The sequence below is a fragment of the Bacillus sp. FJAT-47783 genome (genome assembly GCF_022808615.1).
In the GTDB taxonomy this organism is placed as follows: domain Bacteria; phylum Bacillota; class Bacilli; order Bacillales; family Aeribacillaceae; genus Bacillus_BZ.
On the sequence record NZ_JAKZKS010000003.1, the window covers coordinates 101,082 to 119,803 of the forward strand.

At 36.9% G+C, this 18,722-nt stretch carries 25 protein-coding genes; 5 read left to right on the forward strand and 20 right to left on the reverse strand.

Translation table 11 applies throughout. The annotated features are described in order from the left end of the window. Positions 1 to 37: 37 nt before the first annotated feature. Both MLD65_RS04225 and MLD65_RS04230 read right to left on the reverse strand, forming a co-directional pair. On the reverse strand, positions 38 to 493 hold the full coding sequence (locus MLD65_RS04225) for a ComE operon protein 2 (RefSeq protein ID WP_481748489.1): 456 nt from the start codon (positions 491 to 493) through the stop codon (positions 38 to 40). Positions 494 to 556: 63 nt separating this feature from the next. Continuing rightward, positions 557 to 1,174, reverse strand: coding sequence for a helix-hairpin-helix domain-containing protein (locus tag MLD65_RS04230; protein WP_279325961.1), 618 nt, complete (start codon positions 1,172 to 1,174; stop codon positions 557 to 559). A 90-nt stretch (positions 1,175 to 1,264) separates the two neighbouring features. Between MLD65_RS04230 and comER the strand changes: the two genes are divergently transcribed. Continuing rightward, positions 1,265 to 2,089, forward strand: a complete 825-nt coding sequence (gene comER, locus MLD65_RS04235; protein ID WP_243290624.1) for a late competence protein ComER — start codon at positions 1,265 to 1,267, stop codon at positions 2,087 to 2,089. A 77-nt stretch (positions 2,090 to 2,166) separates the two neighbouring features. Here the strand turns inward: comER and MLD65_RS04240 are convergent, their stop codons facing one another. The 8 genes from MLD65_RS04240 to MLD65_RS04275 all read right to left on the reverse strand — a co-directional run bounded on the left by MLD65_RS04240 (position 2,167) and on the right by MLD65_RS04275 (position 7,272). Beyond that, positions 2,167 to 2,901 carry a class I SAM-dependent DNA methyltransferase gene (locus MLD65_RS04240; RefSeq protein ID WP_243290625.1) on the reverse strand — a complete coding sequence of 245 codons (735 nt, stop codon included), beginning with the start codon at positions 2,899 to 2,901 and terminating at the stop codon, positions 2,167 to 2,169. Further along, positions 2,901 to 3,257, reverse strand: a complete 357-nt coding sequence (gene rsfS / locus MLD65_RS04245) for a ribosome silencing factor (RefSeq protein ID WP_243290626.1) — start codon at positions 3,255 to 3,257, stop codon at positions 2,901 to 2,903. Before rsfS ends, MLD65_RS04240 begins: the two co-directional genes overlap by 1 nt. Before the next feature lie 14 nt (positions 3,258 to 3,271). Beyond that, positions 3,272 to 3,832, reverse strand: a complete 561-nt coding sequence (gene yqeK, locus MLD65_RS04250; RefSeq protein WP_243290627.1) for a bis(5'-nucleosyl)-tetraphosphatase (symmetrical) YqeK — start codon at positions 3,830 to 3,832, stop codon at positions 3,272 to 3,274. Continuing rightward, positions 3,822 to 4,391 (reverse strand): nicotinate-nucleotide adenylyltransferase, encoded by a 570-nt coding sequence (locus MLD65_RS04255; protein ID WP_243290628.1) that lies wholly within the window; start codon positions 4,389 to 4,391, stop codon positions 3,822 to 3,824. Before MLD65_RS04255 ends, yqeK begins: the two co-directional genes overlap by 11 nt. A gap of 24 nt (positions 4,392 to 4,415) precedes the next feature. Beyond that, entirely contained in the window at positions 4,416 to 4,706 is a 291-nt protein-coding gene (gene yhbY, locus MLD65_RS04260; RefSeq protein ID WP_243290629.1) for a ribosome assembly RNA-binding protein YhbY, read from the reverse strand. Beyond that, positions 4,706 to 5,548, reverse strand: a complete 843-nt coding sequence (gene aroE, locus MLD65_RS04265; RefSeq protein WP_243290630.1) for a shikimate dehydrogenase — start codon at positions 5,546 to 5,548, stop codon at positions 4,706 to 4,708. Before aroE ends, yhbY begins: the two co-directional genes overlap by 1 nt. A 94-nt stretch (positions 5,549 to 5,642) precedes the next feature. Then, the gene (gene yqeH, locus MLD65_RS04270; RefSeq protein WP_243290631.1) at positions 5,643 to 6,743 is read right to left on the reverse strand and encodes a ribosome biogenesis GTPase YqeH; all 1,101 of its coding nucleotides are present in this window, start codon (positions 6,741 to 6,743) and stop codon (positions 5,643 to 5,645) included. A 4-nt stretch (positions 6,744 to 6,747) separates the two neighbouring features. Then, positions 6,748 to 7,272, reverse strand: coding sequence for a YqeG family HAD IIIA-type phosphatase (locus tag MLD65_RS04275; protein WP_347709264.1), 525 nt, complete (start codon positions 7,270 to 7,272; stop codon positions 6,748 to 6,750). A gap of 381 nt (positions 7,273 to 7,653) precedes the next feature. On the opposite strand from MLD65_RS04275, the gene sda reads away from it, so the two are divergent. The 3 genes from sda to MLD65_RS04290 all read left to right on the forward strand — a co-directional run bounded on the left by sda (position 7,654) and on the right by MLD65_RS04290 (position 9,053). Beyond that, entirely contained in the window at positions 7,654 to 7,794 is a 141-nt protein-coding gene (sda, locus tag MLD65_RS04280) for a sporulation histidine kinase inhibitor Sda (RefSeq protein WP_243290633.1), read from the forward strand. A 226-nt stretch (positions 7,795 to 8,020) separates the two neighbouring features. Next, positions 8,021 to 8,746, forward strand: a complete 726-nt coding sequence (gene sigK / locus MLD65_RS04285) for an RNA polymerase sporulation sigma factor SigK (protein WP_243290634.1) — start codon at positions 8,021 to 8,023, stop codon at positions 8,744 to 8,746. 145 nt (positions 8,747 to 8,891) lie between these two features. Continuing rightward, positions 8,892 to 9,053 (forward strand): hypothetical protein, encoded by a 162-nt coding sequence (locus tag MLD65_RS04290; protein ID WP_243290635.1) that lies wholly within the window; start codon positions 8,892 to 8,894, stop codon positions 9,051 to 9,053. Positions 9,054 to 9,180: 127 nt separating this feature from the next. Here MLD65_RS04290 and MLD65_RS04295 read toward each other — a convergent pair whose 3' ends face one another. The 5 genes from MLD65_RS04295 to MLD65_RS04315 all read right to left on the reverse strand — a co-directional run bounded on the left by MLD65_RS04295 (position 9,181) and on the right by MLD65_RS04315 (position 12,988). Beyond that, positions 9,181 to 9,417 (reverse strand): YrhC family protein, encoded by a 237-nt coding sequence (locus MLD65_RS04295; RefSeq protein ID WP_243290636.1) that lies wholly within the window; start codon positions 9,415 to 9,417, stop codon positions 9,181 to 9,183. A gap of 78 nt (positions 9,418 to 9,495) precedes the next feature. After that, positions 9,496 to 10,635 (reverse strand): bifunctional cystathionine gamma-lyase/homocysteine desulfhydrase, encoded by a 1,140-nt coding sequence (locus MLD65_RS04300; RefSeq protein WP_243290637.1) that lies wholly within the window; start codon positions 10,633 to 10,635, stop codon positions 9,496 to 9,498. Position 10,636: 1 nt separating this feature from the next. Next, the gene (locus MLD65_RS04305; protein WP_243290638.1) at positions 10,637 to 11,560 is read right to left on the reverse strand and encodes a PLP-dependent cysteine synthase family protein; all 924 of its coding nucleotides are present in this window, start codon (positions 11,558 to 11,560) and stop codon (positions 10,637 to 10,639) included. A 65-nt stretch (positions 11,561 to 11,625) separates the two neighbouring features. Further along, positions 11,626 to 12,327: a 5'-methylthioadenosine/S-adenosylhomocysteine nucleosidase gene (gene mtnN, locus MLD65_RS04310; protein WP_243290717.1), complete on the reverse strand. Its 702-nt coding sequence runs from the start codon at positions 12,325 to 12,327 to the stop codon at positions 11,626 to 11,628. Positions 12,328 to 12,346: 19 nt separating this feature from the next. Next, entirely contained in the window at positions 12,347 to 12,988 is a 642-nt protein-coding gene (locus MLD65_RS04315) for a class I SAM-dependent methyltransferase (protein WP_243290639.1), read from the reverse strand. Between the two features lie 185 nt (positions 12,989 to 13,173). Here MLD65_RS04315 and MLD65_RS04320 point away from each other — a divergent pair, with 185 nt between their 5' ends. Then, complete coding sequence (locus tag MLD65_RS04320) at positions 13,174 to 13,380, forward strand: YrzA family protein (RefSeq protein ID WP_243290640.1); 207 nt, start codon at positions 13,174 to 13,176, stop codon at positions 13,378 to 13,380. A 21-nt stretch (positions 13,381 to 13,401) separates the two neighbouring features. On the opposite strand, the gene MLD65_RS04325 is transcribed toward MLD65_RS04320, so the two are convergent. The 5 genes from MLD65_RS04325 to MLD65_RS04345 form a co-directional block, all read right to left on the reverse strand. Further along, on the reverse strand, positions 13,402 to 13,971 hold the full coding sequence (locus MLD65_RS04325) for a YrrS family protein (RefSeq protein ID WP_243290718.1): 570 nt from the start codon (positions 13,969 to 13,971) through the stop codon (positions 13,402 to 13,404). A gap of 132 nt (positions 13,972 to 14,103) precedes the next feature. Beyond that, positions 14,104 to 15,852: a peptidoglycan D,D-transpeptidase FtsI family protein gene (locus tag MLD65_RS04330; protein WP_243290641.1), complete on the reverse strand. Its 1,749-nt coding sequence runs from the start codon at positions 15,850 to 15,852 to the stop codon at positions 14,104 to 14,106. Between the two features lie 53 nt (positions 15,853 to 15,905). Then, positions 15,906 to 16,382 (reverse strand): transcription elongation factor GreA, encoded by a 477-nt coding sequence (gene greA / locus MLD65_RS04335; protein WP_243290642.1) that lies wholly within the window; start codon positions 16,380 to 16,382, stop codon positions 15,906 to 15,908. Between the two features lie 405 nt (positions 16,383 to 16,787). After that, positions 16,788 to 17,423: a uridine kinase gene (gene udk / locus MLD65_RS04340; RefSeq protein WP_243290643.1), complete on the reverse strand. Its 636-nt coding sequence runs from the start codon at positions 17,421 to 17,423 to the stop codon at positions 16,788 to 16,790. Next, the gene (locus MLD65_RS04345; RefSeq protein WP_243290644.1) at positions 17,423 to 18,694 is read right to left on the reverse strand and encodes a peptidase U32 family protein; all 1,272 of its coding nucleotides are present in this window, start codon (positions 18,692 to 18,694) and stop codon (positions 17,423 to 17,425) included. The genes udk and MLD65_RS04345 overlap by 1 nt, the downstream gene beginning before the upstream one ends. Between the last annotated feature and the right edge of the window lie 28 nt (positions 18,695 to 18,722).

Here is an 18,722-nt window from a genome sequence, read left to right on the forward strand (position 1 = left end):
ATTTATATTGTTTCGTATTCATCTTTCCTTTTTCTTTTTATTCTATCATTTGTTGTAAATTAAAATTTTTCAATTCAACTTGTTCAACATGAACATTTGCCTGTTTAAATAACTCTATCGCGTATGGATGGTTTTTATAATCTTTCGCATAGTAAACACGCTTAATGCCTGATTGAATGATCGCTTTACAGCATTGTAAACAAGGGAAGTGAGTGACATAAATTTCAGCACCATCAGTCGGAACTCCGAACTTTGCACATTGAATAATGGCATTCATTTCTGCATGGATTGTTCGAACACAATGATTATCAATCACATAACAGCCTTCATCTGTGCAATGCACGCCTCCCGCAATTGAACCATTATATCCTCCGGCAATAATTCGCTTATCTCGCACAATCGTTGCCCCAACCGTAAGCCTCGTACATGTGCTTCGAAGAGCTAGTAAATGGCTTTGAGCCATAAAATATTGATTCCATGAAATACGTTCCATTTCCCTTTCCTCCGTCAAACCTTTTTCTTAAGTGTATCGAGACGGCTTGTTTATCGTCAATCTTTAATCAATGGAAATATCATTTTTAATTTTTTCGAATGACTTATCCCCAATCCCTGAAACCTTTTTAATATCTTCAATTGTTGAAAAAGGGCCATTTTCTTCTCGATAGGAAATAATCGCTTCGGCTTTGGAAGGCCCGATTCCATTCAATGTTTGCAGTTCCTCTAAAGTCGCTGTATTAATGTTTATTCCTTTACTTGATGATACGCTCTTTACCGCCTCTACAGTTGTTATAACAGACTCTTCCTCACCCATTTTCGGAACGTAAATGACCGTTCCGTCCTCTAACTTCGCAGCTAAATTCACTTTATTTACATCCGCTTCCTGTAAAAATCCTCCTGCTTTTTCGATAGCCTGCAACACTCTTTCTGATTTCTTGAGCTCATATACTCCAGGCTTTTGAACAGCCCCTTTTACATCAATAAAAATGGTTTCTACTACACTGCCATGATTCGCGGTTGTTTCCGTTTCTATCTTCCCATTTACGGCCTCTTCTAGAACGATTGAACCTTCCTCATTCTTGTCTTTTTCCTCATAATTCCCATAGAAAACAAAAACAACAAAAACGATTAATAGAGGAATAAACCAATACTTCTTCGCTTTTAATAACATTTCCATGCGTTTAAAACTCCTTTCTATGTTCATAATTTCTTTTCGTTTGTCATATGGTGTAGGAGAGAAAATGTTTAAAGGAGGAGGGGTGAAGAAATGAATGTAGGTTTTATTGGAACAGGCAACATGGGGCGAATTCTTATCGAGGCCTTCCTTGAAGCAAAGGTTGTAACTCCCTCGTCAATGTACATCACAAATAGAACGATTGAAAAAGCAAGAGCCATTCAAGAAGAAAATCCAAATATCCACGTCTGTGCAAACATAGATGAGCTGGTCAATTTTTCCGATTATATTTTCGTTTGCGTGAAGCCATTAGATATACACCCCCTTTTAATAAAGTTACGAAAACAGTTAAGCAGCGAAAAGTGCTTAATTTCCATTACAAGCCCACTATCAGTAGAACAAATTGAATCTGTCGTACCATGCCAAGTTGCTCGCGTCATTCCAAGTATAACAAATCGTGCATTATCCGGCGTTTCGCTTATTACTCTTGGTAAATCATGTACACCTGAAACAAAAACAACAATTGAAGAAATGTTTCGGAAAATTTCCACTCCCATTTATATTAAAAACAACGTTACGAGGGTTGCCTCTGATATAGTGAGCTGCGGTCCGGCCTTTTTTAGTTATTTATTACAACAATTTATTGACGCTGCTGTAGAAGAAACGGAAATAGCAAATGAGCAAGCCATTCAATTAGCTAGTGAAATGTTTATCGGTATGGGGAAGCTATTGGAAAGCGGCCACTATACGTTGCCAACATTACAAGAGAAAGTTTGTGTCAAAGGCGGAGTAACAGGAGAAGGAATAAAAGTGTTGGAAAAGGAAATAGGGAACTTGTTCAAACATTTATTTCAAAGTACTCATTCTAAATATTATAAAGATTTAGAAGAAGTGAGTGAGCAATTTCAATTATTATAATTCGTAACATTAAAGAAAAATCCTTCTAAAAAATATAAAAAGTAAAAAACCATCGAGATCGTAACATCGATGGTTTCTTATTTTTTTGCAACAAAAAAAATTCGCTCGGCTTTATCTAAAGATGTTTGCACTAAACCTGTCGATACATCTACATTCGTAAAGCCACAGTTTTCTAATAATTGCGTATACGTTTTGATGGAAAACGTACGCTGCTCGTGATCCTCATCATATCGAATATAGTGGGAACCATTTCGAACAAAAAAGGTTAATTCGTGAATAACACTATACTCCGAATCACCTTCGAAACAGTTCCAAATATAACTCACTTCATCCCCGCTATAGGCAAACGTATGATTTTTAAACAACTGCTCCATTTTATAAACAGAATGGACATCAAAAATGAATAGACCGTCTTTTTTCAAAAACTGCTGCACACGATGAAAGGTATTTTCTACATCTTGCTCACATGTTAAATAATTTAACGAGTCACAGCATAAAAAGATATAATCAAATGGTTGAAACCCTTCTAACTTGCGCATATCTTGTTTAATAAAAAGGGAATCTTGAAACCCGTGCATGATCATTTTTTCTTTTGCCACCGCGAGCATATCCTCTGACAAATCAACGCCAGTAACATGATAACCAAGCTTAGCTAGGCGATAGGAAATTTCACCCGTACCACAAGCTAGATCTAGCACTCGCCTTCCACCATTTCCATCATTTTCGGCACGCTGATGTAAAAATTTCACCCAATCATCATAAGGAGCATCTTTCATTAACTGATCATAAATATAAGCAAAATGATGATACATTACGATAACAGCTCACTATTAAGATCTTCTAACGGTGCATCTCCCCATAATTTTTCTAAATTATAATAGCTTCTTTCATCACGGTGGAAAACATGGGCGACAACATCACCTAAGTCAACTAAAACCCACTTCGCTTCATCAAAACCTTCTATTCGTTTCACATTTATTCCGATTTCTTCGGCTTTATCTTTAATTTCACGAGCAATGGCTTGCACTTGTTTATCATTATTCCCATGACAAATAACAAAATAATCTGCAATTAACGAAATACCCCGCATATTTAACGCCGTAATTTCTTCAGCTTTTTTATCATCTGCCGCTTTTACAACAAGTGATAACACATCTTGAGTTGACATTCAAATTTCCTCCTTTATTTGTTCATAACGAGATCATTGTATGCATGAAAGGTATCAGGATAGATCGGTTGGTTTTTTTTCATTAAAAATTGAATCGTATTTTGCATCGCTTTCACCAGTGCTTGATCCAAATCTTTTTGCGCTAATTCACGAACTTCCTCGACACCTGGAAAATGACGTCCAGGCTCAATATAATCTGCTAAGTACACAATTTTTTCTAATAAGGTCATCCTTTTACGACCTGAAGTATGGTATTTAATCGCATTTAACACTTCTTCATCTTGAATTCCTACTTCTGTTTGAACGAGATAAGCGCCTACTGGTGCATGCCAAAGTTCAGCATGATGGTCTAATAAATCTTTTTGCATATTTTGCTCGATAATGATTCGTTTCATTTCATCTTTTGGACGGAATTTTGCGTAATCATGAAATATCGCCGCAAGCTCTGCTTTTTTCAAATCGCCACCATACTGTTCAGCTAAAAAAATCGCACTTTCCATTACACCAACCGTATGAACGTATCGATGTTCAGTTAATTGACTTTCCACAATTTGTAAAGCTTTTTCACGATTCATATAATTGATGCTCCTTTATATATCGAATAACTGAATCTGGCAACAAATATCGAGCGTGCTTTCCTTCCATAAATCGATGACGGATCATTGATGAGGATACATCGAATTGTGGTACTTCAACTTCTACAATTGGATAGTCCGTCTCAACAGAAAAGTTCGGGCGTTTAACCCCAATAAACTGAATCATATTATGTAATTGATCAATTTTGTACCATTGTGGTAAAAATTCGATCATATCTCCACCAATGATGAAATAAAATTCGATATGTGGATAACGTTTCTTTAGTAATACCATTGTATCATATGTGTAGGACGGACCTTCTCTCTCTAATTCAATCGGCTCAACACGAAAAGCATCATTTCCCTCAATGGCCAGATTTAGCATATTGAAACGATGCTCACTCGAGCTTATTGGCCGGTTTTGTTTATGAGGAGGAATTTGGTTTGGCATAAACCATATTTCAGACAGATTCAATGATTCGAGCACTTCATTTGCCATTAATAAATGGCCATAATGGGGGGGATCGAAAGTTCCTCCAAAAATGCCAACCTTTTTCACTTTGCTCCTCCTCCTATTCCTTCACTATGGGAGTGTAATTTCTTTGTTCTCCTTCGATTCTTTATATAAAACAATGATGTTTCCAATAATTTGGACAACTTCTGCTCCCGTACCAAAAGCTAGTTCTTCTGCTACTGTTTGTTTATCGACATCGCAGTTTTGTAATACACTCACTTTCATTAATTCACGCGCTTCGAGAGCGTCACGAATTTGTTTAATCATGTTTTCATTTACGCCACCTTTCCCTACTTGAAAGATTGGGTTTAAGTGGTGTGCTAATGAACGTAAATAACGTTTTTGTTTTCCTGTTAACATTATGATGCTCCTTTCAATTTGTTAAAGACTAATGTTGTCATTCGTTCAATATTCGGCTTTTTGTTTGTCCATAATTGGAACGCTTCTGCTGCTTGGTGTACAAACATACCGACTCCGTTAACCGTTTTTGCCCCTAAGTTTTCTGCCTCTTTTAAAAAGGCTGTTTTCATCGGATTATAAATAATATCGGCGACAACAGATTGTTCAGACACCTTTCCTACTAGAGATAATGGTTTCTCATGAACATTTGGAGCCATCCCAATAGATGTTGTTTGAATCACTAAATCGTATTTATTGGCAACATGTTCGAACTCTATTAATGAAAAGATGTGACTATTCACATCATATGGGCATTGTTCCTTTATCTTTACCGCACGTTCCTTCGTCCGATTCACAAGGTCAATGTGAACAAATCCCTCTTTTGCTAAAATCGAAAAGATGGCGCGTGCAGCTCCCCCTGCTCCAATAACTAAAACGTTCATGTTGTCGTAATCTTTTAACACAAATGGTTGAATAGAACGAAAAAAGCCCATTCCGTCCGTATTATAACCGATCCATTTTCCTTCTCGATTTATAACTGTGTTGACAGCGCCAACTAGTTGTGCACTTTCATCGATTTCATCTAAATAGTTCATAATGTCAACTTTATGTGGTACTGTCACGTTAAATCCTTTGAAATTGAGTGCTTTCATTCCATCAACAGCTTTTCGTAATTCTTCTTTTTTGACACGAAATGCTTGATAATAGCCATCTACGTTTTCGTTTTGAAACGCATCGTTATGAATGAGCGGTGACATGGAATGACCGATTGGATCTCCAATGACCGCATACATATCCTTCATGTTTCTCCCTCCCCTTTTACCGCGTTTGTCGCTCGAATCATGAAAAGTGCTATGAGCTGCTTATTAATTAACTCATATCATCATAAGCTATCATCTAAATTAAGGACGACCGTAATGTAACATAAACGCCTTTCGGTGCATAGGCGACAACTCGTATATTCGGATCATTCACCGTTACCCACCCTAAACCTGAAAAAACAATATCTGTTTTTTTCTCTTTAATGGTAAATGTGTGCGGAACAAGCTCTGGAAAAGTTGGTACTTGTTCTTTTCTTGGCGGAGTTAATAGCTCTCCTACGTGGCTTTCATATAATTGGTCAGCTTTTTCAAGTTTCGTGCGATGAATGGTTAATTCATTTGGAAAATGACAAACAAATGCAGTGCGTTCACCTTTTACAAAGTCGAAACGTGCCAGTCCTCCGAAATATAATGTTTGCTCTTCATTTAATTGATACACTTTCGGCTTAATTTCTTTTTTCGGTGTTAATAGTTTTAGATCTCGTTTATCGATATAGTGAGCCATTTGATGATGATTAATAATCCCTGGTGTATCATACAAGCACGCTCCATCATCAAGCGGAATTTCAATTAAATCAAGCGTCGTACCTGGAAAATGAGATGTAGTGATAATATCGTCTTCCCCTGACACCTCTTTAATAATTCGGTTGATAAACGTTGATTTTCCAACATTTGTACACCCGACAACATAGACGTTTTGACCGTTACGATAATGCTCAATAGCTGAGGCAACGTCACTTATTCCATGACCTTTTGCAGAACTTACAAGAAAGACATCAAGTGGTTTCAATCCGTACTCTTTTGCTTGTCTTCTCATCCAATTAACTAATCTTTGGTGTTTCACTGATTTAGGTAATATGTCTACTTTATTTCCAATTAAAATAATCGGGTTATTCCCCACGAAACGTTGAATTCCCTGAATCCAACTACCATCAAAATCGAAAATATCCACAATTTTAACGATTAATGCGTTTGTTTCACCGATTCCATGAAGAATTTTTAGAAAATCTTCATCAGTTAACGAAACATCTTGAATTTCATTATAATTTTTCAACTTAAAGCAGCGTTGACAAATGACATGCTCCCTTTCCAACGCTTGCTTCGGCGCATATCCAAGTTGCTTTGGATCTTCTGTTTGAATCGACACTCCGCAACCGACACATACAAATTCACTCAAATTGTCATTCCTCCCAATATAACATGCCTTTACGTTTTAATACTGATAAAATTTTACGTTCGACTCTTCGATTGAATCTTGTCCAAAAACCATCTGTTGAAGCAACAGGAACAACAAGAATTGTTTTCAATCCACTGCGATTCCCACCTAGTACGTCTGTTAATAGCTGATCACCGATAACGACGACTTCATTCTTTTTGAGACCCATTGTATGAAGAGCCTTACGGAATGCTTGTCCCATAGGCTTTTTTGCTTTCGGAATAAACGAAATACCTAAAGGCTCTGAAAACGAGCGAACTCTTTTTTCATTATTATTCGAGACAATGGTAACGGAAATACCGTTTTGTTCCATCGACTTAAACCATTCTTTTAACTTTGGGGGAGCACTAGGGCGATCCCATTCGACCAATGTATTATCTAAATCCGTAATCACCCCTTTTACTCCTCGCTCTTTTAGAAATTGAGGGGTGATTTCAAAAATATTTTTGACATATTCTTCAGGCAAAAAAAGCTTTAACAAATCAAACACCTCTTGTGTTGTAGTTAAGTTCGTATTAAACCATCTTACATCATATCGAATTTCTCGGTTTCTTTCAAAGTAAAGTTACCCTTTCTAATAAAAAATTACTATTTTTACTTCGTATGCAAATAATTTTCGACAAACCTTGTACCTTTTTGATTGTGTGGATAACTTTATTCACATTATACACTTAGCAATATTTGTATTTTCTGGATTTATAAACAACATACCCACAATTTATCCACTTATTTTTGTGGATAACAGAACGGTTGTTCTCTAAAGAAAAACGTGGTAGATTTAGAATACGACTAGAAAATATCTATTCTATGCGAACAACAGATACATTAGAACGAAAGGTTAGGAGGTGCGTCACGAAAAGTGGCTTGTTCAATGAAAAAGTTATCCGATGAATTACTCGTTGAATCTTATTTTAAAGCAACCGAAATGAAGCTAAGTGAAGACTTTATCGAATTAATTAAATTAGAAATTAACCGCCGTTCACTCGAATACATGTTAAGAGTAACAACGTAGTGGAATAAATATCCCTCAAAAATTCTCTTCTCAATAAAAAATTCCAATATATGATGCCACCGCTTCCATTAGAAGAAGGTGGTTTTTATTTTGTTTAATTATATGGTACCCATCTCCATTTGAGGAAAATCAATTATTTCCTAACGTGTACAGACAAGAACAAGTTTGTTCGTACATAAAATACAATTATAAGCCTACTTTTAACTTAACTTGTGGAGGTGAATATATGTCGGGAATTATTACAGCATTTAGCTTTCTTGTAAAGGAGTTATTTTTTCTTGTTTCATACGTCAAAAACAACGCCTTTCCACAACCGTTATCCTCTTCAGAAGAAAAGAAATATTTACACTTAATGGCTGAAGGAAATGAAGAAGCAAGAAATATTTTAATCGAGCACAATTTACGACTCGTTGCCCATATAGTTAAAAAATTCGAAAATACAGGTGAGGACTCGGAGGACTTAATATCAATTGGTACAATCGGTTTAATTAAAGCAATAGAAAGCTACTCATCAGGAAAAGGAACTAAACTAGCTACATATGCAGCCCGATGCATTGAAAACGAAATTCTTATGCATTTAAGAGCGCTTAAAAAAACAAAAAAGGACGTATCCTTACATGATCCGATCGGCCAAGATAAAGAAGGAAATGAAATTAGCTTAATTGATGTATTAAAAGCAGAGCATGATGATGTCGTTGAAATGATTCAACTTAACATGGAATTAGAACGTGTAAAAGAATATATTGATATTTTAGATGACCGGGAAAGAGAAGTTATTATCGGTCGTTTTGGTCTAAATATGAAGGATGAGAAAACACAACGAGAAATTGCCAAAGAATTAGGGATCTCAAGAAGTTACGTATCACGTATTGAAAAAAGAGCTTTAATGAAAATGTTCCATGAATTTTTTCGCGTTGAAAAAGAAAAAAGAAGGAATGAAGAAAAAGAGTGAATTTTCAATCGATTGAATCTTCCTCATTTAAAAGGGAGAAATATTTTCCAAGAGCCAGCAAGCTGGCCCTTATTTTTGTAATTGGACAGGAGCATGAAAAAACTATACAATTTGGGAAGCGACAACAAGAAAGAAGGAATAGGTAATGTTTGGGAAAATCCTCGTATCGTTTGTTTATTTCGTTATCATACTCGCTTCCATTGCACAGTTTATTTTTGAAGGATATTCAAACAAAACACTAATGATTTTACTTCTCGCAACGGCTACAACAGCACTATTGCTACTTCGACCAACTACGAGAAATTAAAAAGTAATAGGGAGAATCTTTTGAATCGCTCCCCCCTAGCTGAAGACTCCGTGCATTCTAAAAACTTTTTCATATAATATGCATTCTATTGACATAAAAAACCTTTTGGCGATTACCAAAAGGTTTTTTATTCGTCGATATTTTTTAATTGTTTCTGATACTTTAACGAACGCTGGAAACAATATACAGAAGCAGTGAGCAGAACGGTTGTTATGCTCAGTAATACGACCTCTTCACCAGAAGATCTTCTCACATATTCATCCGGAATAAACAAACCCATATATAAAAAAGCACTCAATGCTAGTAAAACAAACGCATAATGTTTAAAGTCTACCATCAATTCATTGATCTGTTGCTTGTTCATATGCATCACCTATTTCCTATGTCTTCTACTATAAAAATAACATATTTTCATAGGAAATCATGCATGTAATATTAACCACTATGAATCTGCCAATGCTTGTTTTAAGTCGTCAATTAAATCTTCGACATCTTCAATACCGACAGAGATGCGAACTAAACCATCAGTAATTCCAAGCTCTTCTCGTCTCTCTTTCGGAATAGAGGCATGCGTCATTTTTGCTGGAACCGAAATTAAGCTTTCGACAGCTCCTAAACTTTCTGCTAATGTAAAGTACTTTATTTTTTGCAATAGTTGATCCACTTTTTCTTCACTTCCAACATCAAACGAAATCATACCACCAAAGCCTTCTGCTTGCTTTTTCGCAACCGCATAATTTGGATGACTTTCTAAACCAGGGTAATATACCGTTTTGACTGAGGGATGTTCTTGTAAAAAGGTAACGATGGCATGTGCGTTTTGTTCTGTCGCTTCCATACGCAAGCCTAAAGTCTTGATTCCTCTCATGAGTAACCAAGAGTCTTGAGGTCCTAGTACGCCGCCTGTTGAATTTTGAATAAAATGAAGTTCTTCTGCTAAAGCCTTTGAATTTACGACGACTAGACCCGCCACAACATCACTATGTCCACCGATATATTTCGTCGCACTATGGAGAACGATATCAGCCCCTAATGAAAGTGGTTGCTGCCAGTACGGAGTACTAAACGTGTTATCGACAATCGTTAATAGTTGATGTTCTTTAGCTAATGTTGCTGCACCTTCGATATCTGTAATTTTCAGAAGGGGATTTGTCGGTGTTTCGATGTAAATCGCTTTCGTATTCGCTTGAATCGCATTCTTAATTTCTTCTAAACTACTCGTATCGACGAAGGTTGATTCAATTCCTAGGCGATTTAATACTTTCGTCATGACACGATACGTGCCACCGTACACATCATCGGTTAAGATCACATGGTCTCCGCTATTCAATAACATCATAACAGCTGTAATCGCAGCCATTCCGGAACCAAATGCAAATCCTTTTTCGCCACCCTCTAAATCTTTTACTAATTCCTCAAGAGCAAACCGAGTTGGGTTTCCTGTACGAGAATACTCATAGCCTTTATGTTTACCAACAGCTTCTTGTTTATACGTACTCACTTGGTAAATCGGTACGGTTACAGCACCTGTATGTTCATCACCAACAATGCCTCCGTGAATCATTTTCGTTTTTCGCTTCAATTTAAATACCTCCCTCATATATTTTTTTACTTAAATAACGCTCGCTACTATCTGGAAAAATCGTTACAATATTTGTACCGTGTTTTGCTTTTTCCGCTTCCAACATGGCTGCATGGAAACTAGCCCCTGAAGAACTTCCTACTAATAGCCCTTCCTGTTTTGCAAGCTCTTTTACACGCCTGAAGGCATCGTTGTCCTTAATCGTATAAATCGCATCAAAATACGATGTATCCATATATTCCGGTAAAAATTCCATGCCAATCCCTTCTGTTTTGTGCGGTCCAGGATCCCCTCCGTTTAAAATAGAGCCTTCTGGTTCCACAATAACCGTTTTAATCGATTTGTTTTTCTCTTTTAAAAATCTAGCCGTTCCCATAAAGGTTCCGCCAGTACCTGCACCCGCAACAAAAACGTCAACATGTTCGTTCAGCTGCTCCCATATTTCAGGACCGAGTGTTTTGTAATACGTATTCGGATTGGCTTTATTTTGGAATTGCTGTGGACAATAAGCCCCCGGTATTTCTTCTGCTAACTCCTTTGCTTTGTTAATAGCTCCTTTCATCCCTTCCGATGTAGGAGTATTAATGACCGTAGCTCCTAATGCCTTCATGAGCTCTTGCTTTTCTTGACTAAATTTTTCAGGAACACAAAAAATAACGTTAATATCTTTTTGAACAGCGGCTAGGGCTAAGCCAATTCCAGTATTTCCAGCGGTCGGTTCAATAATGGTTCCACCTCGTTTTAATTTACCTGTTTGAAACGCCTCTTCAATCAATTCAAGTCCTAATCGATCCTTTATACTTCCGCCAGGGTTATAAAACTCTAATTTTGCAAAAAGACGCACGCCTTCCGGTAGTGAGAACGCCGTTATTTCATATAGCGGTGTATGACCGATTAAAGAGCGTATGCCGCGAACAACCTTCATGGTGATCACTCCTGAAGCAAATTGTATGGGGGTACTTAAAAATTAGGAGCCGAAAAAGGCTCCTATTAAACGTTTTTCAACTCATCGATAATATTAACAACCATATTGGTAGAATGAAGAGCTGCTTGATCTAAAAATTGCTCAAACGACACATTTGATTCTTTTCCAGCAATATCGGATAGTGCTCGAATAATAACAAATGGTGTACCAAATTGGTAACATACTTGTGCAACTGCAGCAGCCTCCATTTCAACCGCATAAAGAGCCGGGAACTTTGAACGAATAAAGTCCACCCTCGCTTGATCATTCATAAAAGAGTCTCCTGTTGCGATTGCCCCTTTTACAACTTGTATTTCGGTAATTTGTTTTGCTTTTTCTTCTGCAATTTGTACAAGCTTTTCATCTGGAACAAAAGCTGCTGGAAGACCTGGTACTTGGCCATATTCATAACCAAATACCGTTACATCAACATCATGATGCCTCACTTCAGTTGAAATAACAACGTCTCCAACGTTAAGTGATTCATGGAATCCTCCCGCAGAACCTGTATTGATGACGTAATCAGGCTGAAAACGGTCCAGTAAAATCGATGTACTTAATGCAGCGTTTACTTTTCCAATGCCGGACTTTAAAAGAATCGTTTCAACACCATTTAATGTCCCACTTGTAAATTCGCATCCAGCGATAACTTCTTTCTCTTTATTTTCTAACTGATCACGTAATATTGTGACTTCTTCTTCCATTGCTCCAATGATTGCGACTTTCATCATTAAGACTTCCTTTCGTTTATTGTTTCACCGCCTGTATTAACCAAACGAACGCATTCATTTGTGTAAAGGTAATCGTAAATCCATGTTTTCGAAAAATCGTTTGCAGAACTTTATGTGTCGTATAATATTCTGTTTGTAAATCCTCCGCTAAGCGCATATAACCTTTTTGTTTCGCTTCATGGATCATGTCCTCTTTTGCTTGTTGGTCAATAAAAGCAGTGTCAGCAAACACTATTTTACCACCGTTTTGAAGTAAACTTCCATATATACCAATCGCTTTCTCTTTTTCTTCATCTGTTAAATGATGAAAAGCATACGTACTTACAATCGTATCCACCTGTTGATTTGGGATCGGAAATGTTAAAAAATCTCCATCCTCAATCGTTGCGTTGTTCGCAAGCTTATCTTTTGCCTTCTTTCTCATCATCTCCGACGGTTCAATACTGTAAACTTTTTTATGTGCTTGGATCAATTTTTGTGTTAAGTTCCCTGTCCCGCATCCGAATTCTAATACGACATCCCCTGATTGGTTCACAACTTCTTGTAAAATGTTTTCATAATGTAAAAATACGTCTTTATACTCTTCATCATAACCTTCTACTGTCGTATCATAATGATTTGCCCACTCGTCAAATAAATCAATAAATTCTCTTCCCACTGTTGTCACCCCAAAGTATATAATTCATATCAATATACTATGAATTTAAAATATGACTGTTCTTAAATTATCATACGTTTGAAAATATCTCAATGGAAAAGTTTTCGAATTTACCGAACAAAATAGCAAAGGTACGGATAATTTGCTACACTAATTTTGAAACTAAACTAATTGGAGAGATTATCATGAATTTTCAACTAGACATTATTCAAGATAAAATCGAATTTTTCGAGGCAACAGACATAAAAGAATTAGAAAAAAAAATCAATGAACAAATTGAACATAATCAAAACATTTTGTTAGATGTACATTCTGTTTCCCATCAAATGCACGTTTCTGATGATGGAAGAAGACTTTATAGTGCTGTTGTACATTTTAAAGCAAAAAAATAAGCTGGGCTTTCTAGCCTCAGCTTATTTCAATACTTCTACTTTTGTCGGTTTCCAACCTTCTCCATCCACCCATGTAATGGCGACACGATACTGTTTGCCGTCTGATTTCTTTTTAATTGTCCCTTTTGCATCTTGTGGGCTGCCGTTATTTCCAAGCCACATAATGGTCATGTCTTCTTCTGCTACACCTGTTGCATAGCTTATCGCTTGAACCATTTCTTTCCAATCGATGGAGTTTTGATCATATGTTGCAACATGCTCACCTGATTGCTCTGTACCAATCGGTTCCCAATTACCGTTTTCAATGACTTGTTCAACATCTGAACCAGGTTGTCCTTCTGTCACTGTAGCACCAGCAAGCGGATCTTGTTCTTCTTCTTTTTCTTTTTCTTCATTCTTTTCCGTTTCTGTTTGTTTATCCACTTCATCTTTTTCTTCATTTTTTGCTTTTTGCTCACTATTTTCTGCAACATCATTTTCTGTTTCTGCCATTTGATTCGATTCCTTTTCTTTCTCCCCACCGAATAACAGTTGATAACCAATAACTACGATGAGAGTAAAGACAATCAAGATTAATGTATTTAAAATCATATTTGTTTTCCGCTTTTTCTTTCTCACTTGTATACGAGATTCCGAATCATAGTTTGTCACGTACACTCACTCCTCTTTACACTCTCTTGTTGCCGCTTGCCAAGGAAATCTATGAACACATTTTACCATAAGTTAGCGAGTATTTACATACATCGACTGAACCATATCATAAAATATGGCATTTGTTTGTGCTTTCTCACTTGTTGTATCCATCTCAACGACGACGAGGGCATATTTCGGCTGTTGAAAAGGAAAATAGCCTGCAAACCATTTATGAACGATTTTCCCTTCATTTTTTATCTCAGCAGTTCCTGACTTGCCGGCTACGTCAACCGGCAACGTTTGGAATCTTCTCCCTGTTCCTTTTTCACTCTTCACGACTTCTCTTAATAAATGCTGTAATTGTTGAGCCGTATAAGATGAAACCGCACTAGATTGCAATGTTTGATCATCGAAATGATACATCGTAGTGCCATTTTTATAGGATAAATCAGATGCAACTTTGACCGCTTTTTTCTCCCCACCTCTTGCAATGGTTGCCATCATATTGACAATAGCAAGCGGTGATACTTGAACATTCAGTTGCCCGATAGAAGTTTGCTGAATCGCTTTCGACACTTTTTTATCCTTTTCCTTCCCCCAAACAGATCCAGCCTTTTCTTCTGGAATTTGCTTGAACTCATCATAATGATAAACAGGACCACTCCAACCAACAAGATGGAGAAGACCTAATTTTTTTGCATATTCTTCCAATATATTTTGATCTTTTTCCATTAATTGCTTCCCTAAAGTAGCAAACGTATAATTACAGCTTTGCGCAAAGCTTTCTTCAAATGTTAAAGTACCTAATCGCTTTTTTGGATTTTTCTCCCTTTCACTATATAAATTCAAATCACAGTTATACATATCATTTTCCGAGACAATATTTTCTTCCAAAGCAGCAGCAGCAATGACCGTTTTGAAGACAGAACCCGGAACCATCGTCTCATACATATAATTGTATTGAGTCGATTGGTCATTTCGATTTAAGTCTGGTTTCGAAACTAAAGCGAGTACTTCGTTTGTCTCAATGTCTAAAAGGATAAGCCCGCCTTTTTGGACTTCATACTTATTAAAAATATCTTCGGCCATTTGTTGATACGTTAAATCAATGGTAGTATTAACTGATATTGGATAAAACGGGTTACTATCAGCTATGTATTTTACATTTACTCCAAATAAGGGTCGCCCCAATCCATCGACATGGTACAATAATTTTGTTTCTTCTTCTGCGAGAAGAAATTCATCAAATGCTTTTTGCAATCCCGTAACCCCAAACTTCGCCAAGTACGGAATATTTTCTTTAACGACATACTTTTCTTCGACAAGTCGTTTATCAACACTCGTTAATCCGATAAAATGTGCGGCAACATCATCACTTATTTTTCTTTCCATATATACACCAAAAACACCAGGGATGTTTAAATCATTGACTTTTTCAATTGTTTTGTTATGAATCAAAATTCCATCGTCTTCTGTTAACAGAACGGGGTCTTTCGCCTCTGTTAATAGCTTTTGAATTTTCCATTCAGATAGTGGTATAATTTGTTGAAACTTTTCAATTGGCCATTGATAATTTTTTAAAAACGGAAAGAGCACAATCGTTGGTACATATTTTTCACCAATCGGTTGTCCGTGTCGATCTAAAAACTTCCCTCTTCCGTCATCAATTAGCACTTGTTGTGTACGCTGAGCAATACTATTTTCGATTAAATTTACTTTGCTCTTCGTAAAGGATTCTGTTTGAATTAGTTGCACTTGGGCAAGACGTGCAATAAATAGTCCGTTAGCGATGACGATGACTACTGCAATAAAAGTGATGCGCCTTCGTATTTTTCGCATAAAAAAACACCTCGTCATCATTTTGGACGAGATGTTTACATATTAAACGACTATTAGCTTACATTCACAATTTTTACAACCATGTCTCCACCAGGTGTTTGTACAGTCACTTCTTCACCAATTTGTTTCCCTAGTAAGCTTTTTGCCATTGGAGAATCATTCGAAATGCGCCCCTCAAATGGGTCAGCTTCAGCGCTACCAACAATCGTATACGTTTCTTCCTCTCCATCTGGAAGCTCAATGAACGTAACTGACTTTCCTAAAGAAACAGTCGTGCTATTTTCTGTATCTTCTTCAATTATCTTTGCATTACGAATCATATTCTCTAATGTTGTAATACGTCCTTCAACGAACGCTTGCTCTTCTTTTGCTGAATCATACTCTGAGTTCTCGGATAAATCTCCAAACGAACGAGCAATTTTAATACGTTCTACCACTTCTTTACGTTTAACTGATTTTAAGTATTCTAATTCTTGTTCAAGCTTTTCTTTTCCCGCTTGGGTCATTGGATACACTTTTTCTTCCGCCATGTCCTTCACTCCTTCTTAACAATCAAATCCCCCAAAAAAATACAACTATGTAATATACTGCGTCTATAAAGTGAAACTTCATTCAGTGGGGGGTTTTTTCATCCCCCACTGAATGTTAGTCCATACGGGATGACCTAAAGGCCCTTGTGACCCACAGGATGTGGGTTACACAGACGTTGCCACAGGACGTGGCGCTCTTAGTCTGTGTTCTTTATGTTCGGACCTTTACGAGCAGTTGTCCCCCACCTATCTTCTTTGCTTTACTACAGAATCTTGAGGTGGGGGTCTTACTGCCCGTTAAGAGTCGGATAAAAATAGAGACAAATCAAAAGGAATCCCTTTTGATTGTCTTGATGTCATCTTATACATAATATAAACGCAGTATTCCATATCTATGCTATGTTATTACAAAATAGCATTTTGTTCAAGAATTGTTTGAATTTTTGTGACCATTAAATCGATCGCTACGTGGTTTTGTCCACCTTCCGGAATGATAATATCCGCATAACGCTTTGTAGGTTCAATAAATTGATTGTGCATTGGCCTTACGACCGAAACGTATTGTTCAATAACAGAATCAATGGTTCGCCCTCGTTCTTTTATGTCACGTAAAATACGGCGAATGATACGGATATCAGCATCTGTATCAACAAACAACTTCATATCCATTAAATTTCTTAAGCGCTCATCTTCAAGGACAAGTATACCTTCTAAAATAATAACATCTTTCGGTTCGACATGTATAACTTCTTCTGAGCGGGTATGAAGCGCATAATCATATACTGGTTTTTCTATCGCCTCGTAATTAAGAAGTTGATGGATATGCTTAATTAATAAATCATTATCGAAAGCAAATGGGTGATCGTAATTGGTTTTTAAGCGCTCCTCAAAAGGGAGATGACTCTGGTCTTTATAGTAAAAATCTTGTTCAAGCATAAGAATCGAATGTCCTTTAAAATGATCATAAATCGCTTTCGTTACGCTTGTTTTACCAGAGCCGGTACCTCCAGCCACCCCAATGACTACTGGCTTCTTCCCCATTACCTGTTCTCCTTTCGCATCATATTATACGGATAAACAGGCTGATCCACTTTGAAACGAACAATTTGTAATGGATGGCGAGCGGCATCTAATTCATTTCCATCTTCATCGTAAATCGTTTCAATGAAAGTACGGAAGTTTTCAATTTCAGGGCCGAAAAATTCAACTTCATCCCCCGGTTTAAAGTGATTACGCTGTTGCAATGTAACGATATTCGTATTGTTATCATAATCTAAAACAAGCCCAACAAAATCATACGTTGTTTTTTTACTATGGTTTCCGTACATTTGTTCTTGATAGCCTGGCACCCCTTCAAAAAAGGCAGGTGCTGTATCGCGATTTGCACATTTATCTAATTCTTCAATCCATTCTTTTTTAAACTTAAAATTATCAGGATCAGCACAATAAGTATCAATCACTTTACGATAAACACTTACAACCGTTGCTACGTAATGAATCGATTTCATTCGTCCTTCAATTTTCAAACTATCGATACCAAGTTCGATCATTTTAGGAATCGATTCGATTAATTTTAAATCTTTTGGACTCATCGCAAACGGAGAATCATCTTCTTCATATAGCGGGACTTCTTCATTTTGTGACATTTCATATAAATCATAATCCCATCGACAAGATTGACAACAGCCGCCACGGTTTGAATCACGTGCTGTCATATGGTTACTTAATGTACAACGCCCAGAATAGGCAATACACATTGCTCCATGAATAAATGCCTCAATTTCAATATCTACTTTTTCTTTCATTTCCTGAATTTCTTCTGCACTCGTTTCACGTGCAAGAACAACACGCTCTAACCCTTCTTCTTTCCAAAACTGAACGGCTTTCCAGTTTGCAAGAGATTGCTGTGTACTTAAATGAACTTCAAGCTTCGGTGCAACTTTTCGACACGTTTCAATAATTAATGGGTCAGCAACGATAATACCCGTAACCCCAGCACCTTCTAATGCCTTTAAATACTCATCTAACCCATCCATGTTCTCATTATGAGCGTATATATTCGTTGTCACATAAATTTTTGCACCGTATTGATGCGCAAATTGGACTCCTTCCGCGATTTCCTCAATGGAGAAATTATCCGCATTTGAACGAAGTCCGTATTCTTGTCCTCCAATAAAGACAGCATCTGCACCATACATGACGGCAATTTTTAATTTTTCTAAGTTACCTGCTGGTGCTAAAAGCTCTGGCTTTTTCACAATGACACGTTTCCCGTTAATGACTTTTGAAATCGGTTCTTTTACGGCAGCCATCTATTTTCTCCTCCTTTTCCGTTCAACA

What these genes read in the sequence shown, in the direction of transcription:
- comER (WP_243290624.1), top strand. Translation starts at nt 1,265, where the DNA reads ATGAATGTAGGTTTTATTGGAACAGGCAACATGGGGCGAATTCTTATC.
- MLD65_RS04290 (WP_243290635.1), top strand. Translation starts at nt 8,892, where the DNA reads ATGTTTGGGAAAATCCTCGTATCGTTTGTTTATTTCGTTATCATACTC.
- MLD65_RS04345 (WP_243290644.1), bottom strand. Translation starts at nt 18,694, where the DNA reads ATGGCTGCCGTAAAAGAACCGATTTCAAAAGTCATTAACGGGAAACGT.
- MLD65_RS04240 (WP_243290625.1), bottom strand. Translation starts at nt 2,901, where the DNA reads ATGTATCATCATTTTGCTTATATTTATGATCAGTTAATGAAAGATGCT.
- MLD65_RS04320 (WP_243290640.1), top strand. Translation starts at nt 13,174, where the DNA reads ATGAATTTTCAACTAGACATTATTCAAGATAAAATCGAATTTTTCGAG.
- MLD65_RS04305 (WP_243290638.1), bottom strand. Translation starts at nt 11,560, where the DNA reads ATGAAGGTTGTTCGCGGCATACGCTCTTTAATCGGTCATACACCGCTA.
- udk (WP_243290643.1), bottom strand. Translation starts at nt 17,423, where the DNA reads ATGGGGAAGAAGCCAGTAGTCATTGGGGTGGCTGGAGGTACCGGCTCT.
- yhbY (WP_243290629.1), bottom strand. Translation starts at nt 4,706, where the DNA reads ATGTTAACAGGAAAACAAAAACGTTATTTACGTTCATTAGCACACCAC.
- MLD65_RS04230 (WP_279325961.1), bottom strand. Translation starts at nt 1,174, where the DNA reads ATGGAAATGTTATTAAAAGCGAAGAAGTATTGGTTTATTCCTCTATTA.
- greA (WP_243290642.1), bottom strand. Translation starts at nt 16,382, where the DNA reads ATGGCGGAAGAAAAAGTGTATCCAATGACCCAAGCGGGAAAAGAAAAG.
- MLD65_RS04325 (WP_243290718.1), bottom strand. Translation starts at nt 13,971, where the DNA reads ATGATTTTAAATACATTAATCTTGATTGTCTTTACTCTCATCGTAGTT.
- sda (WP_243290633.1), top strand. Translation starts at nt 7,654, where the DNA reads ATGAAAAAGTTATCCGATGAATTACTCGTTGAATCTTATTTTAAAGCA.
- sigK (WP_243290634.1), top strand. Translation starts at nt 8,021, where the DNA reads ATGTCGGGAATTATTACAGCATTTAGCTTTCTTGTAAAGGAGTTATTT.
- yqeK (WP_243290627.1), bottom strand. Translation starts at nt 3,832, where the DNA reads ATGAATCGTGAAAAAGCTTTACAAATTGTGGAAAGTCAATTAACTGAA.
- MLD65_RS04295 (WP_243290636.1), bottom strand. Translation starts at nt 9,417, where the DNA reads ATGAACAAGCAACAGATCAATGAATTGATGGTAGACTTTAAACATTAT.
- aroE (WP_243290630.1), bottom strand. Translation starts at nt 5,548, where the DNA reads ATGAAGGATATGTATGCGGTCATTGGAGATCCAATCGGTCATTCCATG.
- rsfS (WP_243290626.1), bottom strand. Translation starts at nt 3,257, where the DNA reads ATGTCAACTCAAGATGTGTTATCACTTGTTGTAAAAGCGGCAGATGAT.
- mtnN (WP_243290717.1), bottom strand. Translation starts at nt 12,327, where the DNA reads ATGAAAGTCGCAATCATTGGAGCAATGGAAGAAGAAGTCACAATATTA.
- MLD65_RS04225 (WP_481748489.1), bottom strand. Translation starts at nt 493, where the DNA reads ATGGAACGTATTTCATGGAATCAATATTTTATGGCTCAAAGCCATTTA.
- MLD65_RS04330 (WP_243290641.1), bottom strand. Translation starts at nt 15,852, where the DNA reads ATGCGAAAAATACGAAGGCGCATCACTTTTATTGCAGTAGTCATCGTC.